Origin of the sequence: Serratia sp. CY32780, from assembly GCF_052169135.1 — a bacterium.
GTDB lineage: Bacteria > Pseudomonadota > Gammaproteobacteria > Enterobacterales > Enterobacteriaceae > Serratia > Serratia sarumanii.
On the sequence record NZ_JBJNLI010000003.1, the window covers coordinates 34,012 to 48,931 of the forward strand.

Here is a 14,920-nt window from a genome sequence, read left to right on the forward strand (position 1 = left end):
TATGAGCCTGACGTTTGTCAGTGAGCAGTTACTCGCTACCAACAAGCTGAGTCATCAAGACCTGTACCAGGTACTGGGTCAACTGGCAGAACGCCGTATCGACTACGCCGATCTCTATTTCCAGTCCAGCTATCACGAAGCCTGGGTGATCGAGGACGGCATCATCAAGGATGGCTCTTACAATATCGACCAGGGCGTCGGCGTGCGCGCCGTCAGCGGCGAGAAGACCGGTTTCGCCTATGCCGATCAGATCACCCTGAATGCGCTGCAGCAGAGCGCCCAGGCGGCGCGCAGCATCGTGCGCGAGCAGGGCGACGGGCGGGCGCACACCCTGGGCGAAATCGGTTACCGGGCGCTGTACCCGCTGCTCGATCCGCTGCAAAGCCTGCCGCGCGAAGAGAAAATCGCCCTGTTGCACCGCGTCGATAAAGTGGCGCGCGCCGCCGATGCGCGGGTGCAGGAAGTGAACGCCAGCATCACCGGCGTTTACGAGCAGGTGTTGGTGGCTGCCACCGACGGCACGCTGGCGGCGGACGTTCGCCCGCTGGTGCGGCTCTCCGTCAGCGTGCTGGTGGAGCAGGACGGCAAGCGTGAGCGCGGCTCCAGCGGCGGCGGCGGCCGTTTCGGTTACGACTATTTCCTGGAAAGCGTCGACGGTGACGTGCGCGCCGATGCCTATGCCAAAGAAGCGGTGCGCATGGCGCTGGTCAATCTCGGAGCGGTGGCGGCGCCGGCCGGCAATATGCCGGTGGTGCTGGGGGCCGGCTGGCCTGGGGTGCTGCTGCACGAGGCGGTGGGCCACGGCCTGGAAGGCGATTTCAACCGGCGCGGCACCTCGGTGTTCAGCGGCCATATGGGCGAGCTGGTGGCTTCCGAGCTGTGCACCGTGGTGGATGACGGCACCCTGCAAGGGCGCCGCGGCTCGCTGGCGATCGACGACGAAGGCGTACCGGGCCAGTACAACGTGCTGATCGAAAACGGCGTGCTGAAAGGCTACATGCAGGACAAACTCAACGCGCGGTTGATGGGCGTCGCGCCGACCGGCAACGGCCGCCGCGAGTCCTACGCGCATCTGCCGATGCCGCGCATGACCAATACCTACATGCTGGCGGGCCAATCGACGCCGGAAGAGATCATCGCCAGCGTCGAGTACGGCCTGTACGCGCCGAACTTTGGCGGCGGCCAGGTGGACATCACCTCCGGCAAGTTCGTGTTCTCCACCACCGAAGCCTACCTGATCGAGAAGGGCCGCATCACCAAACCGGTGAAAGGGGCGACGCTGATCGGCTCCGGCATCGAGGCGATGCAGCAGATCTCGATGGTCGGCAACGATCTGGCGCTTGATAAAGGCGTGGGCGTGTGCGGCAAGGAAGGCCAGAGCGTGCCGGTGGGCGTCGGCCAACCGACGCTGAAACTGGATACGCTGACCGTCGGCGGCACGGCGTAATCTTTCCTCAAGGGGCCACGCGCTGGCTCCTTGTTCATTCCCCATGTTGCGTTTTTTCTCGCCCGCGCAAAGAGTGCTGTGCGGCGATGATGCCGAGAAAGATGACGATGGCGTGCTTTGGTGTCTCTATCCAGCGTTGGCTGCTGTTACTGGGCGTTTTGTCCCTGACGGGCTGCGCCCGTTCCGATGCGCTGTGGGGCGTGGTCGATAAGCTCTGCATGGCCAACTATCAGCAAAAGCGAGATCCGGCCCCGTGTGAGCAGATTTATATGCCGCAGGGGAAAGCGCAGGGCTTTAGCGTGCTGCAAAACCCGCGTTATCCCTATCATTTCATTCTGGTGCCGACGGCGCCGCTTTCCGGCATTGAAAGCCCGCTGCTGCTGGCCGGAGAACGAACGGACTATTTTGGCTATGCATGGCTGATGCGTTACCGGCTGGCCGCCGAGTATGGCGGGCCGGTGCCGGACGACAGGCTGGGCATGGCGATCAACTCCGCTTACGGCCGCAGCCAGAACCAATTGCACATTCACCTGACCTGTCTGCGCGAGGATGTGCGGCGCCAGCTGCAGGCGGAACGCCCCTACATACAGGAACAATGGCGCCCCTTGCCGGATAAGCTGCTGCGCCACACCTACTATGCCCGCCGCGTGATGCAGCCGGCCGCGATGGGCATCTACCCGATTAGGGATCTTGCGGATTATTTTCATCTGTCGCCGCCGCAGCTGGCGGAGTATGGCGTGGCCGTCGTCCCGACCACGTTTGCCGGCCAACGGGGTTTTATCTTGCTGGCCTCGAAGCGCGGCTGGGACGTCGGCAACCGCGCCTCGGTAGAATCGCTGCTGGATAAAACGTGCGCGATTTTGCCGCGTTAATCTCAAGACGGCAGGTGAGAGCGATGCGCTCTCACCTTATTCTTCCTATCTGAATCGCGCATCCCGCGCAAACAGGAAAGCGGCCTCCCGCAGGCGAGCGTCGGCTTCCGCCTGAGCCCCCTGATAGCGCAAGATCATGATTAGCGTGGCGTAGACGTTGGCATCGATGCGGCGTTGCAGATAGGCGTTGGCCCACTGCCGATAGCCGGTCAACAGGGCATCATCACGCGTTTGGTTATAGACCAGCAGCGCGTGAGATTGCTCGTCGAACGTTTTGCGCTCCCGGTAGATCCAGGCGGCCGGCGGCGGCATCTGCTCGATGCTGTCGATGGTGGCCAGCATGGTGCGCTCCGATTGGGTGAGCGCCATGCGCCCTTGCCAGGTGAAGACCGCCATCGCCAACACGCCGACTGCCGCCATCGCCACCGGCAGGCTCAGGGCTTTAGCGAACGGCAGGGGGCGCGGCTCGCCGGTTTGGCCGTCCAGCAGCGCCAGCAACAGCAGAAACACCAGCCAGTGCGGCGTAGACAGATAGAAAGGGTATTCCAACTGGGTGTGCACCAGCATCGGCAGCAGCACCAGGAACAGGCCGACGCGGGCACCGGCCGGTTGCTCGCGATCCCGTTGCCAGGCGCGTTTCAGCAGCAGCGCGCCGGCGACGAGGACGATAACGATCCCCGCCAGCGCCGGCAGGCCGCCCTCAACCCACCACAGCAGGATTTCATTGTGCGGATGCCCGGCGACTTCCAGCACTTCTCGCCAGGGCATTGCCTGTAGGCGGAAGTGCGCGAAGCTGTATTCAAAGCCGCCGTAGCCCCAGCCCAGCAGCGGTTTGGCCAGGATCATGGCGCCGACGTCATGCAGCATGGTGAGGCGCGCACTATTGGAAAGCTCCCGACCGATCAGACCCGCGCGGCCATCCAGGCCGAAACCGGTGAACAACACCGTGGTGCCGATCGCCACGCCCAACAGCAGCGCGCCGCCGGCCCAGCAGCTTGCGGCCGGGCGCTGGCGGGCAAAGCGCCACAGCAGCAGCGCCGCCGCCAAGGCGCCGCCCAGCCAGGCGGCGCGTGACTGGATCAGCACCAGCAGGGCGGAGAAAGCGGCCAGTAGGGCGAGCAGCGGGAGCTGCCGCCGCCGCGTCGGCGTGGAGAGGGGGGCAAGCAGCAGCCAGAGCGCCAAAGCCAGCCCGGTGGCGATAAAGCTGCCCAGCACGTTCGGCTGTTGGAAGACGCCATAGACCCGGTGGCCGTTGGGGGCCACCCAGGCCAGCGCGGGGGCGAACAGTTGCAGCGCCGCCAGCAATGCCTGAACGCTTACGGCGAACAGCAGGCCGTACAGCAACAGATCGCGTTGCCGGGTGGTGAGGCGCAGCTGCAGGCAGGCGACATAGAACAGCCAGCCACCGAGCAAACCGGCGCTGCGCCACAGGGCGTCTTCGCGCCACTCGGCGCGGGTATACAGCAGCGGCAGCGCCAATACGGCGATGCCGAGCAGCAACAGGCGTGCCGTGGGGGTAAGCGAAAGACGGGTACGGCCAAGGCAAACGCTGGCGGTCACGAGCAGCGTGGTCAGCGCCATGGCGCTCCAGGCCAGAATGTTTTGCGGCAGCGCCAGGCCGCCGCCGCCCATGTTGGGGTGATAAAACGGCAGGATCGCCGCCATCCAGATCAGCAGCAGGGGCAGCACGGCGATAGCCGGCGCGTTAATGGCGGTTTTATCGGTCATGGTGAACCTGCCATGTTTCGATATCGATCATTGAATGCATATTATTAGGATTCCCTATCCTTATCCTGGTGTTTAAATTCGCTGAAGCTTCAATACCTAAAATTTTTTATGGAAATTGAAAAGACTTCCTATTGAAGCGATAAATAAATTTTTCCTCTGTTAGCGCGGGGGCGGCTTATATAAAAAGGGGTAAGCCGTATTTCAGTTGCCTGCAAAGGGTGTTTTATTTGTTTGAAAAAACAGGGTTGTCATTTTCTCAAATTCACCTTGCTCCAGTCAATTTTTAATCTTTTATTTTATTTTTATATTTAAATCAAGGCATTGTGATTTTTTGTGCGTAGTAAAACGCCGTGTGTGCGACAACGAACGCCTGGACCGACAGGCGATGTAGCCAATAAGATAAGCATTTTCTTGTTAAATCGTTGTTGCCAATGACGGCGCGGCGATCGTGGTTTTATTTACCGCTGTTTTTTATTTTTATTTTATATTTTCTTTATTGAACCTGTATTTATTTTCATTAAGATTCTTCTTGTTTTTTATTGGTTGTTTTTAAATTTTATTTAAATCCATTTTATTAAGATTGTTCTGTTACTGTGGAAATAAAGGGGTGATGATCCCCCTATCCCTGTTGCCGTGCCGCAAGACGGATTAACGCGCCTGTAAAAGCGCGTTAATCCACGCTTCACAGACCTCACTCCACTTCGCCAATCCGTTCCAGCGCATCCACCACCAGATCCCAGAATTTATCCTGATCCAGTTTGACCGCCACCTGAGTGTGGCAGTCCGGCGGCGGCGGCGCGCGGAAATCCGCGACCGTCATGCCCAACGTCAGGGTGCCGGTGAGTTCGATATCCACCGGCGCTTTGCGCACCGTCATCACGCTCGGATCGATCACGTAGGCGACGGCGCAAGGATCGTGTACCGGCGGGGCGCTGAAGCCCTGCGCCTGTTGGTACATACGGCCAAAGAATGCCAGCAGTTCGCCGACGAAGGCGGCCGGCCGGGTGCCGAGGGCGGCGATACGCGCGCAGACTGCCGGCGTGGCCAAAGCCTGGTGGGTAAGATCCAGCCCGACCATGGTCAGCGGCCATTCTTCGTTGAACACGATGTGCGCCGCCTCGGGATCGATTTTGATATTGAACTCCGCCACCGCGCTCCAGTTGCCCACATGGTAGCCGCCGCCCATCAGCACCACTTCCTTGACCCGCTCGGCAATGCGCGGCTCTTTGCGCACCGCCATGGCGATATTGGTCAGGCCGCCGGTCGGCACCAGCGTCACGCTGCCGGGCGGGTGGGCCATCACCGTATCTATGATCAGATCCACCGCGTGGCGCGAGTCCAGCTGCAGGTGGGGTTCCGGTAGCACCGGGCCATCGAGGCCGGAATCGCCGTGGATATCGGGCGCCACTTCGATATTGCGCACCAGCGGGCGCGGGCAGCCGGCGGCGAAGGGCACGCCGGTGATATTGGCGATGCGCGCCACCGCCAGCGCGTTGCGCGTCACTTTGTCCAGCGTCTGATTGCCCACCACGGTGGTGACCGCCAGCAGGTCGATCTGCGGATTGCCCCAGGCCAGCAGCAGGGCGATGGCGTCGTCATGCCCCGGGTCACAGTCCAGTATGATTTTTTTCATGATTATTCCTGATGCAGGGAGAGGTTCCCGCAGCATAACGCAGCGCGGCGGCGTGGGATAATGCCGATGGTGCTTTTGTTAACGGCATCAAAGCCTTGCCACTTTTACGATGTAATGAAACGTAAAGCCTGCTCGCCGGGCTTTACCCTGGAGGTTACTCCAGGGTTTACAGTGAGCTTCAGCGTCAATGCACAGAGGAGAGGCGGGATGAGCTTACTGAAAAGGTTGTTGGGGCAAGGCGGTATTAACCGCGGTCATCAGCGCGCGGGCCACGGCGGCGGGCATCATGGCAACCGCTATAACCAGCATGGCGAGCCGGGGCCGCAGTGTCCGGAATGCCGGGCGGTGAATAAATCGGGCGCGCGTTATTGCCACCGCTGCGGTCAGCCGTTTGCCGCGCTGAGCGCCACCTGCGGCCAGTGCGCCGCGCCGCTGCCGCCGGGCAGCCGCTTTTGCCCGCAGTGCGGCGGCGGTGTGCCGTGAACCGGGGCGGTTGGACGCTAGCGTTGCTGCTGGGCGCCATGGCGCTATGGACGCTGCTGGCCTGGGGCTTAGCCGGCGTGCTGGCCTGGCTCCCGGCGTTGGCGGAAGCGGCCGGCGGCGTATCGCTGCCGGTGAACAGCGCGCTGAGCCTGGTGCCGCAGGCAGTGCTGGACGCCTGGCTGCCGTGGCTGAAACAGCTGGGCAGCGGGCTGGCGAGCTATTTTCCTCTGCTGCTGAACTGGGCCGGCTACGCCGTCTGGCTGCTGTGGGGCCTCGGCATGCTGGCGCTGATGCTGCTGGGCGCGCTGGCGCACCGCTATTTGAGCGCCGCTCAGCGATAGCCCTGATAGACCGCCGCCACGCGTTCGAAATAGTCGGTTAGGTAGTTGATGCACACCTGCACCTTCAGCGGCAGTTTGTCCTTCTCGGTATAGAGCGCGTAGATCGGCCGCGGATCCGAATGGTAGCTTTTGAACAGGATCTCGATCTCGCCGCGCTTGATCTCTTCGATCACCCACATCAGCGGGGCGTAGGCGATGCCGGCGCCGTTTTTCAGCCAACGGATCATGGTGGAGGAGTCGTTGGTGACGAAGCGCCCCTGCGGAGAAATGCGCGTGGTGATGCCCTCCGGCGACATCAGTTCAAATTCGCTGTCGGGCCGCACGCTGTACTCGAGCCAGGAAAAGTTGACCATGTCGCTCGGCTTCTGCGGCGTGCCGTGCTGGCTGAGGTAGCTTTTGGCGGCGCACACCACCATCGGCATCTGCCCCAGGCGGCGGGAGAACAGGCTGGAGTCCTGCAGCGCGCCGGTGCGGATCACCAGATCCAGCCCGTCGGTGATCAGATCCGGCGCCGGAATGCCGGTCACCAGGTTGACCGTCAGGCCAGGGTACTCTTTCATCATCTCGGCGGTCATGTTCGCCAGCACGTTTTGCGCCATGGTGGATGAGCTGCCGATGCGCAGCGTGCCGGCGGGGGTATTGTTAAATGCGTACAGCTGCTCATGCACTTCGCTGACTTCCTGCAGCATGCGTCGGCAACCCTGATAGTAGATTTTGCCGGCCTCGGTCAGGCCGATACTGCGCGTGCTGCGGTTCAACAGCTTGACCTGCAGCTCATTTTCCAGTTTCGAGACGGTTTGGCTGATCGATGAAACGCTCATGCCGAGTTGGCGCGCGGCCGCGGTAAACGACCCGAACTCAACCACTTTGGCGAATACCGACATCCGTTTTAATCTTTCCATTATTCACTCTGGCTTAAAAGTGATTTAGATCACAGATTGTTGATGCCTTGATAGTAAGCAGGCTAATATAACGTGGTCGGGTGAATAGACCTTACCAACGTGCGAGAGCGATCGGCAACGCAATCCTGCCGCTCCTCCGGCACCCTCGCAATCCCTGTCGTGGATGTCTGCCCCAAAGTTTAACCTTTTTTCGGGTTCGTGACCTGGACAAGCTGCCTGGTCAAGATTTGTGGCGCGCGCACGCTAAAATGTAAAGAGAATGTGAATGGCGAGACCTGTCTTTCCCCGGCGCAGTGAACAATAAGGAAAAAGTGATGAGTTTGCTTCCGGTTATGGTCATCTTCGGACTGTCGTTTCCGCCGGTGTTTTTCGAGCTGCTGGTGTCGCTGGCGCTGTTTTTCCTCTTGCGCCGCCTGCTGCAGCCGACGGGGATTTACGATTTTGTCTGGCATCCGGCGCTGTTTAACACCGCGCTGTATTGCTGCTTGTTTTATCTGATTTCATGTCTTTTTGTTTGAGGTCGCTGTGAAAAATTTTTCGATAAAAATAACCCGAATCGCGATCACTTTGATTCTTGTGCTGCTGGGCATCGTCGCGGTATTCAAGGCCTGGGTGTTTTACACCGAGTCGCCGTGGACGCGTGACGCCAAGTTCACCGCCGACGTGGTGGCGATCGCGCCGGACGTCAGCGGCCTGCTGACCGACGTGCCGGTGGTGGACAACCAATTGGTGAAGAAAGGGCAGGTGCTGTTCGTGGTCGATCGGCCGCGCTATGAGCAGGCGCTGGCGCAAGCCAGTGCCGACGTCGCCTACTATCAGACGCTGGCGGCGGAAAAGCGGCGCGAGGCCGGCCGCCGCGTGAAGCTGGGCGTGCAGGCGATGTCGCAGGAAGAAATCGACCAGTCGAACAACTCGCTGCAGACCGTGCAACACCAGCTGGCGAAGGCCGTGGCGACGCGTGAGCTGGCGCAGCTGGATCTGGAACGCACCACGGTGCGCGCTCCGGCCGATGGCTGGATCACCAACCTCAACGTACACGCCGGCGAATACATCACCCGCGGTTCGGTGGCGGTGGCGCTGGTGAAGAAAGACTCCTTCTACATCCTGGCCTATCTGGAAGAAACCAAGCTGAACGGCCTGAATAAGGGCGATCGTGCGGAGATCACCCCGCTCGGCAGCAACCGCATCATGCATGGCACCGTCGACAGCGTGGCGGCGGCGGTGAACAACAGCAGCAGCACGGTGAACAACAAAGGATTAGCCTCGATCGACAGCAACCTGGAGTGGGTGCGCCTGGCGCAGCGCGTGCCGGTGAAGATCCTGCTGGACGCCAAGGACCAACAGCATCCGTACCCGGCCGGCACCACCGCCACCGTGGTGATCGTCGGCAAGAACGATCGCAATGCCGACAGCGGCTCGCCTTTTGTGCGCCTGATGCACCGGCTGCGTGAGTTCGGCTAATGAACAGCCCAACCTTTATCCGGCTGAGATTCGCCTTCAAGCTCAGCTTCGCGATTGTGTTTGCGCTGTTCGTCGGCTTCCATCTCAATCTGGAAACCCCGCGCTGGTCGGCGATGACTGCCGCCATCGTCGCCGCCGGCCCGGCCTTTGCCGCCGGCGGTGAACCCTTCTCCGGCGCCATCCGCCACCGCGGCTGGCTGCGCATCATCGGCACCTTTATCGGCTGCTTCGTCGGCCTGCTCATTATCATCACCACCGCCCGCGCGCCGGTGGTGATGCTGCTGTTGTGCTGCATCTGGGCCGGTTTCTGCACCTGGCTCTCTTCACTGATCAAGGTCGAGAACTCCTACGCCTGGGGCCTGGCCGGCTATACCGCGCTGATCATCATCGTGACGGTCGCCACCAGCGAGGCCCATCTGCTGGAAGCGCCGCAGTTCGCCATCGAGCGTTGCAGCGAGATCGTGCTGGGCATCGTCAGCGCCGTATTGGCGGATCTGCTGTTCTCGCCGCGTTCGATCAAGCAGGATATCGATCGGGCGGTGGATCAGCTGCTGGTGGATCAATATCGCCTGATGCAGATGTGCATCAGCAACGCCGACAAAGAAGACATCGACCGCGCCTGGAGCAATCTGGTGAAGAGCACCACGGCGCTGGACGGCATGCGCAACAACCTGATGATGGAGTCTTCGCGCTGGCAGAAGGTCAATCGCCGGGTGAAGGCGCTGCATACCCTGTCGCTGACGCTGATTACCCAGGCTTGCGAAACCTACCTGATCCTGTTGAATCACCCGGACGCGCTGCAAGCGAGCCTGCGGGAACAGCTGATGGTGCCGGCGGAAACCCCGCAGGAGATCCACAGGCGCATGAAGCTGTTGCGCCAGGTGCTGACCACGCATCGCTCCGAAGAAACGCTGCCGACCCTCACTGGCTGGGTCGGCGCGGCAACGCGCTACCTGCTGCTGTCGAAGGGCGTACACACCAACGGCAGCATCAGCGCGGTGGAAGAGGACGTGTTGAGCAATGAAACGGTGGTCAAGCCGACCTCGGCGGAAGGGCATCATGCGATGATCAACGGCCTGCGCACCTTTGTGGCCACGGCGTTCGGCTGCCTGCTGTGGCTGTGGACCGGCTGGACGTCCGGCAGCGGCTTTATGGTGATCATTGCGGTAATCACCTCGCTGGCGATGCGCACCCCGGCGCCGCGCATGGTGGCGATGGATTTCGTGCTGGGCATGCTGGCGGCGATCCCGGTCGGCTCCCTGTTCTTCATGGTGATCCTGCCGGCGACACAGCAGAGCATTTTGCTGCTGTGCCTCAGCCTCGGCCTGCTGGCGTTTTTCATCGGCATCGAGGTGCAGAAGCGGCGGCTCGGTTCGCTGGGGCTGCTGGCAGGGACCATCAACATTCTGGTGCTGAGCAACCCGATGGAGTTCAACGTCACCCAGTTTCTCGACGGAGCGCTCGGCCAGTTCCTCGGCAGCTGCGTCGGGCTGATGGTGCTGCTGTTGATCCGCGACAATTCGCGCGAACGCACCGGCCGCACGTTGCTCAACCAGTTCGTCAGCAGCGCGGTGTCGGCGCTGACCACCAAGGCGGCGCGCCGTCGGCAGAACCACCTGCCTGCGCTGTATCAGCAGCTTAATCAACTGCTGATGATGTTCCCGAACGACATCGCCAAGTATCGTCTGGCGCTGAACCTGATCATCGCCCACCAGCGCATGCAGCGGGCGGAGATTCCGGTCAGCGAAGAGCTGTCGGCCTTCCACCGCCAGATCCGCAGCACCGCCGATCGGGTGGTCTCGGCCAAAAACGACGTCAAGCGCGCCTATTACTACGATCGCTTGCTGGGTGAAATGAACGAGTACCAGCAGAAGCTGGTGGACAATCAGGCGCCGCTCAGCGTCACCGGGCCGGTGAAGCGCCTGGCCGACATGCTGCATCGCTATCGCCACGCCTTGATCGATTGATGCGTTCCCGCCTGTTGCGCCGCGTTGTGCGGCGCCTTCCCCGACTATACTGAAAGCAGCGCCTGGCACGGCGGGCCGTCTCATGTGGGGCGACCCGTTTTCAGAGCGACTCCGAGTGCCAGAACGGCTGGAAAGTGGCATCATTGTCATGAATGGATGAAACTCTTACCGCCGCGAAAATGTGACGTGCCGGTCATCTTAGTTTCATCCAGGTCGACTATATAGCTAACTAGCCTGGGGGCGCTGCGGTGCCTTCGGCGGCATAATTTCAGGGAATGTCATGAACAAGCGGATTCTGTTGGCGATTGTCATCGCCGTGGTCATCGCCGTCTTCAGCGCGCTGCGCGGCAACGAGCACCGTGCGATCGACGGCAACCCGGCGGTGGCCCAAGCGCCGGCGGGACAGCAGCAGAGCATCGATCGGCTCACGCAGCAGCAAACGGTGGTGAGTTACCTGCAGCAGCATCAGCGGCTGCCGGGCTATTACGTCACCAAGAAGCAGGCGCGCGAGCAGGGCTGGGATCCGCGTTCAGGCAACCTCTGTGCGGTATTGCCGGGCAAGGCGATTGGCGGCGATCGGTTCTCTAACCGTGAAGGGCAACTGCCGAGCGCCGGCGGCCGGGTCTGGCGCGAAGCGGACATCAATTATCAGTGTGGCCGGCGCGGCGCCGATCGCCTGCTGTATTCGAGCGACGGTCTGATCTTCGTCACGCGCGACCATTACAAAAACTTCATTCGTGTGGAGTGAGTTTGATGGCAAAAGTAGAGTTTGATTTCGAACAGATCCAGGATGTGCCGACCTTCTACCGCGATTTCGCGCACAAGTTTGCGCTGGACGAGGGGTTTGGCGCCAACCTCGACGCGCTGTGGGACGTGGTGACCGGCGATATCGGCCTGCCGGTGGAAATCGAGTTCACTCACCTGAATGCCCGCAGCAAGCGTCGTTTCGGCGCGATCATTCTGCTGTTTGAAGAGGCGGAAGAAGAGCTGGAAGGCAGCCTGCGTTTCAATATCCGCGAAAGCAGCGGCGAACCGGCCCATCACCGGGGATGAAACGGGTTCATCCCGGGATGGCGGCGGCGCTTAGTCGGCCGCTTCGGCCAGCTCGCGCAGGTATTGGAAGATCTGGCGGTAAGCCTTAGGCGGCTTGTTGGCGGCCTTCTCTTTCTGTGCGTTGCGCACCAGTGAACGCAGCTGTTGGCGATCGGCGGCCGGATACAGATCCAGGATCGACGGAATCACGTCATCGCCTTCTTCCACCAGACGGTCGCGCAGCGCTTCCAGCTTGTGGAACAGCGAAACCTGCTGGTTGTGGCGGTTTTTCAGCTTGTCGAGCGCGGTCTGGATCGGCTCGATATCGCGGGCGCGCAGCATCTTGCCGATCAGCTGCAGCTGACGGCGACGGCCCTCTTTCTTGATCTTCTGCGCTAGCTCGATGGCGGCGCGCAAATCTTCGTCCAACGGGATGCGATCCAGCGCGTTTTTGCCCAGATCGACCATTTCGGCCCCCAGGTCTTTCAGCGCTTCGGCATCACGTTTAATCTCACTTTTACTGACCCAGATAATCTCGTCATCGTCCTCGTTTTCATTCTCCGGGACATCGTCGAGCCAGTCTTCAGGCTGTTTGTTCATGGTAGGCTCCGTTAAAAAGAGGCTAATCCTAACAGGTTGTCCGGCAACCCGCCAATTGCGTGCCTTGAGCAAACTGAGTATAGCTGCCACGTTGGGGGATTATCGCGCCTGGCTGCCCGTCTTGGGAATTTGCACGGTTGTTTTTATCACCCTGTCTGTATAAAATTTTATACAAAAGGAGGTGATATTCATGGATGATGGCATCGAGAAAGCCATTGATTGGCGTGGCTCATCGCTAGAGGATTTGCTGGCCTTCCCAATCGATGCGCGAAAAGCGGCAGGATTTGAACTGAGTAAAGTGCAAAGAGGTCTGGAACCCGGTAATTGGAAACCGATGGCCAACTGCGGAAGCGGCGTTATCGAAATCCGTTTATATGCCATCGGTGGGGTATTCAGGGTGGTCTATGTGGCAAAGTTCAGCGAAGCGATCTATGTCTTGCACAGCTTTCAGAAGAAGGCGGAGAAAACCAGCCGCCACGATATTCAGATAATCAAAGCGCGTTATGACGCGGTCATTAATGAGCGGAGTAAAGGTCATGACCAAGCCGATTGATAGCGATTCGCGCCACGTTACGCCCGCAGGCGGCAATGTGTTTGCGGATCTGGGATTTTCCGCCGACGAGGCTCGGCAATTGCAAGCGCAGTCCAATGCGGAAATTGCGCAGCTTATCGCACTGAAAAAACAGCTGATGGGTGAGATCAGCGCGTGGATTGAGGAAGAAGGTTATCGCCAGGAGGAGGCGGCGCGTTATCTGCACACTTCCCGGCCGCGCGTGTCCGACGTGGTGAATCAGAAAACCGAGAAGTTCACGCTGGATGCGTTGGTCAACATGATGGCGAATATTGGCAAGTCGGTAAAACTGATCGTCGAGTGATGCACGGCTTTTGCATGTTATCCCGGCTTTGCCGTTCGGCTTTATGCGAAATTCAACGCGGTTCCTGTTAGACTCAACGGCAGAGATCTCAGGATTTTTGCGCGCCGCTCCGCGTGCACAACTACGCCGCTCCGGCACTTTTCTCAACGATTTTCTGATTAATTATGGCAGATTGATGAAAGTAGTCACTCAAGTTGCAGAACAGCGCAAGGCGCTGGAACAGGCCGTTTCTCAGGCGCTGGAGCTGGCCCGCGCCGGTTCCGACGCGGCGGAAGTCGCGGTCACCAAATCGACCGGTATCAGCGTCAGTACCCGCTTCGGCGAGGTGGAAAACGTCGAGTTCAACAGCGATGGCGCGCTGGGCATCACCGTGTATCACCGCCAGCGCAAAGGCAGCGCCTCTTCCACCGATCTCAGCCCGGACGCCATCGCCCGCACCGTACAGGCGGCGCTGGATATCGCGCGCTACACCTCTGAGGATCCTTGCGCCGGCCCGGCGGAGAAAGATCTGCTGGCGTTCGAGGCGCCGGATCTCGATCTGTTCCACCCGATCGAGCTGGACGCCGAGCGCGGCATCGAGCTGGCGGCGCGCGCCGAGCAGGCTTCGTTGGCGGCGGACAAGCGCATCACCAACACCGAAGGCGGCAGCTTCAACAGCCACTACGGCATCAAGGTGTTCGGCAACAGCCACGGCATGCTGCAAAGCTACTGTTCCAGCCGCCACTCGCTGTCCAGCTGCGTCATTGCTGAGCAGGACGGCGATATGGAGCGGGATTACGCTTACACCATCGGCCGTGCGATGGGCGATCTGCAAAGCCCCGAGTGGGTGGGGCAGGAGTGCGCCCGCCGTACGCTGGCGCGTCTCGCGCCGCGCAAACTGTCGACCATGAAGGCGCCGGTGCTGTTCGCCTCCGAGGTGGCCACCGGGCTGTTCGGTCATCTGGTGGGCGCCATCAGCGGCAGCAGCGTTTACCGCAAATCGACCTTCCTGCTGGACTCGCTCGGCAAGCAGATCCTGCCGGCGTGGCTGACCGTCGAAGAGCATCCGCACCTGCTGAAAGGGCTGGCGTCGACGCCGTTCGACAGCGAGGGCGTGCGCACCCAGCGGCGCGATATCGTCAAGGACGGCGTGCTGCAAACCTGGCTGATGACCAGCTACTCGGCGCGCAAGCTGGGCCTGCACAGCACCGGCCATGCCGGCGGCATCCATAACTGGCGCATTGCCGGGCAGGGCGCCGACTTCGCCGGCATGCTGAAACAGCTTGGCACCGGCCTGGTGGTCACCGAGCTGATGGGCCAGGGCGTCAGCGGCGTCACCGGCGATTACTCGCGCGGCGCCGCCGGTTTCTGGGTGGAAAACGGCGAGATCCAATATCCGGTCAGCGAGATCACCATCGCCGGCAACCTGAAAGACATGCTGCGCAACATCGTCAGCGTCGGCAGCGATATCGAAACCCGCAGCAATATCCAGTGCGGTTCGGTGCTGCTGCCGGAAATGAAGATCGCCGGTCAGTGATCCGCGGCGCGGCCGGCGCCCGCCGGCCGCGCGTTATCCAGTCTTAACCTTGCTTACAAATCT

General features: G+C 60.8%; 16 protein-coding genes. 12 read left to right on the top strand and 4 right to left on the bottom strand.

The features are described 5' to 3' along the window. Position 1 precedes the first annotated feature (1 nt). Positions 2-1,447, top strand: a complete 1,446-nt coding sequence (tldD, locus tag ACJ8HH_RS16410; RefSeq protein WP_033648977.1) for a metalloprotease TldD — start codon at positions 2-4, stop codon at positions 1,445-1,447. A gap of 107 nt (positions 1,448-1,554) precedes the next feature. Continuing rightward, the gene (locus ACJ8HH_RS16415; RefSeq protein WP_033649104.1) at positions 1,555-2,319 is read left to right on the top strand and encodes a CDP-diacylglycerol diphosphatase; all 765 of its coding nucleotides are present in this window, start codon (positions 1,555-1,557) and stop codon (positions 2,317-2,319) included. A 45-nt stretch (positions 2,320-2,364) separates the two neighbouring features. On the opposite strand, the gene ACJ8HH_RS16420 is transcribed toward ACJ8HH_RS16415, so the two are convergent. Continuing rightward, entirely contained in the window at positions 2,365-4,047 is a 1,683-nt protein-coding gene (locus tag ACJ8HH_RS16420; protein WP_033648978.1) for a PglL family O-oligosaccharyltransferase, read from the bottom strand. Positions 4,048-4,738: 691 nt separating this feature from the next. Next, entirely contained in the window at positions 4,739-5,680 is a 942-nt protein-coding gene (gene uriH, locus ACJ8HH_RS16425; protein WP_060451949.1) for a uridine-preferring nucleoside hydrolase UriH, read from the bottom strand. Positions 5,681-5,887: 207 nt separating this feature from the next. On the opposite strand from uriH, the gene ACJ8HH_RS16430 reads away from it, so the two are divergent. Both ACJ8HH_RS16430 and ACJ8HH_RS16435 read left to right on the top strand, forming a co-directional pair. Continuing rightward, positions 5,888-6,163 (top strand): zinc ribbon domain-containing protein, encoded by a 276-nt coding sequence (locus ACJ8HH_RS16430; RefSeq protein WP_041036845.1) that lies wholly within the window; start codon positions 5,888-5,890, stop codon positions 6,161-6,163. Continuing rightward, positions 6,160-6,504 (top strand): hypothetical protein, encoded by a 345-nt coding sequence (locus ACJ8HH_RS16435; RefSeq protein ID WP_197766268.1) that lies wholly within the window; start codon positions 6,160-6,162, stop codon positions 6,502-6,504. The genes ACJ8HH_RS16430 and ACJ8HH_RS16435 overlap by 4 nt, the downstream gene beginning before the upstream one ends. Here the strand turns inward: ACJ8HH_RS16435 and aaeR are convergent. Beyond that, positions 6,495-7,406, bottom strand: a complete 912-nt coding sequence (aaeR, locus tag ACJ8HH_RS16440; RefSeq protein WP_025304394.1) for an HTH-type transcriptional activator AaeR — start codon at positions 7,404-7,406, stop codon at positions 6,495-6,497. The genes ACJ8HH_RS16435 and aaeR overlap by 10 nt on opposite strands. A 314-nt stretch (positions 7,407-7,720) precedes the next feature. On the opposite strand from aaeR, the gene aaeX reads away from it, so the two are divergent. From aaeX to ACJ8HH_RS16465, 5 genes are all read left to right on the top strand, one after another. After that, positions 7,721-7,924: a p-hydroxybenzoic acid efflux pump operon protein AaeX gene (gene aaeX, locus ACJ8HH_RS16445; RefSeq protein ID WP_004936952.1), complete on the top strand. Its 204-nt coding sequence runs from the start codon at positions 7,721-7,723 to the stop codon at positions 7,922-7,924. Between the two features lie 7 nt (positions 7,925-7,931). Beyond that, entirely contained in the window at positions 7,932-8,867 is a 936-nt protein-coding gene (gene aaeA / locus ACJ8HH_RS16450; protein ID WP_033648981.1) for a p-hydroxybenzoic acid efflux pump subunit AaeA, read from the top strand. Next, positions 8,867-10,834 (top strand): p-hydroxybenzoic acid efflux pump subunit AaeB, encoded by a 1,968-nt coding sequence (aaeB, locus tag ACJ8HH_RS16455; protein WP_039569416.1) that lies wholly within the window; start codon positions 8,867-8,869, stop codon positions 10,832-10,834. Before aaeA ends, aaeB begins: the two co-directional genes overlap by 1 nt. A 280-nt stretch (positions 10,835-11,114) precedes the next feature. Continuing rightward, complete coding sequence (locus ACJ8HH_RS16460) at positions 11,115-11,582, top strand: ribonuclease (protein WP_033648983.1); 468 nt, start codon at positions 11,115-11,117, stop codon at positions 11,580-11,582. Positions 11,583-11,587: 5 nt separating this feature from the next. Continuing rightward, positions 11,588-11,887, top strand: coding sequence for a barstar family protein (locus ACJ8HH_RS16465; protein ID WP_004936963.1), 300 nt, complete (start codon positions 11,588-11,590; stop codon positions 11,885-11,887). Positions 11,888-11,917: 30 nt separating this feature from the next. Here ACJ8HH_RS16465 and yjgA read toward each other — a convergent pair whose 3' ends face one another. Then, on the bottom strand, positions 11,918-12,466 hold the full coding sequence (gene yjgA / locus ACJ8HH_RS16470) for a ribosome biogenesis factor YjgA (protein WP_004936968.1): 549 nt from the start codon (positions 12,464-12,466) through the stop codon (positions 11,918-11,920). A 190-nt stretch (positions 12,467-12,656) separates the two neighbouring features. Between yjgA and ACJ8HH_RS16475 the strand changes: the two genes are divergently transcribed. The 3 genes from ACJ8HH_RS16475 to pmbA all read left to right on the top strand — a co-directional run bounded on the left by ACJ8HH_RS16475 (position 12,657) and on the right by pmbA (position 14,857). Beyond that, positions 12,657-13,019, top strand: coding sequence for a type II toxin-antitoxin system RelE/ParE family toxin (locus tag ACJ8HH_RS16475; RefSeq protein WP_060419802.1), 363 nt, complete (start codon positions 12,657-12,659; stop codon positions 13,017-13,019). Next, positions 13,003-13,341: a helix-turn-helix domain-containing protein gene (locus tag ACJ8HH_RS16480; protein WP_060419800.1), complete on the top strand. Its 339-nt coding sequence runs from the start codon at positions 13,003-13,005 to the stop codon at positions 13,339-13,341. The genes ACJ8HH_RS16475 and ACJ8HH_RS16480 overlap by 17 nt, the downstream gene beginning before the upstream one ends. 175 nt (positions 13,342-13,516) lie before the next feature. Further along, positions 13,517-14,857 (top strand): metalloprotease PmbA, encoded by a 1,341-nt coding sequence (gene pmbA, locus ACJ8HH_RS16485; protein ID WP_033648986.1) that lies wholly within the window; start codon positions 13,517-13,519, stop codon positions 14,855-14,857. The last annotated feature ends 63 nt before the right edge of the window (positions 14,858-14,920 follow it).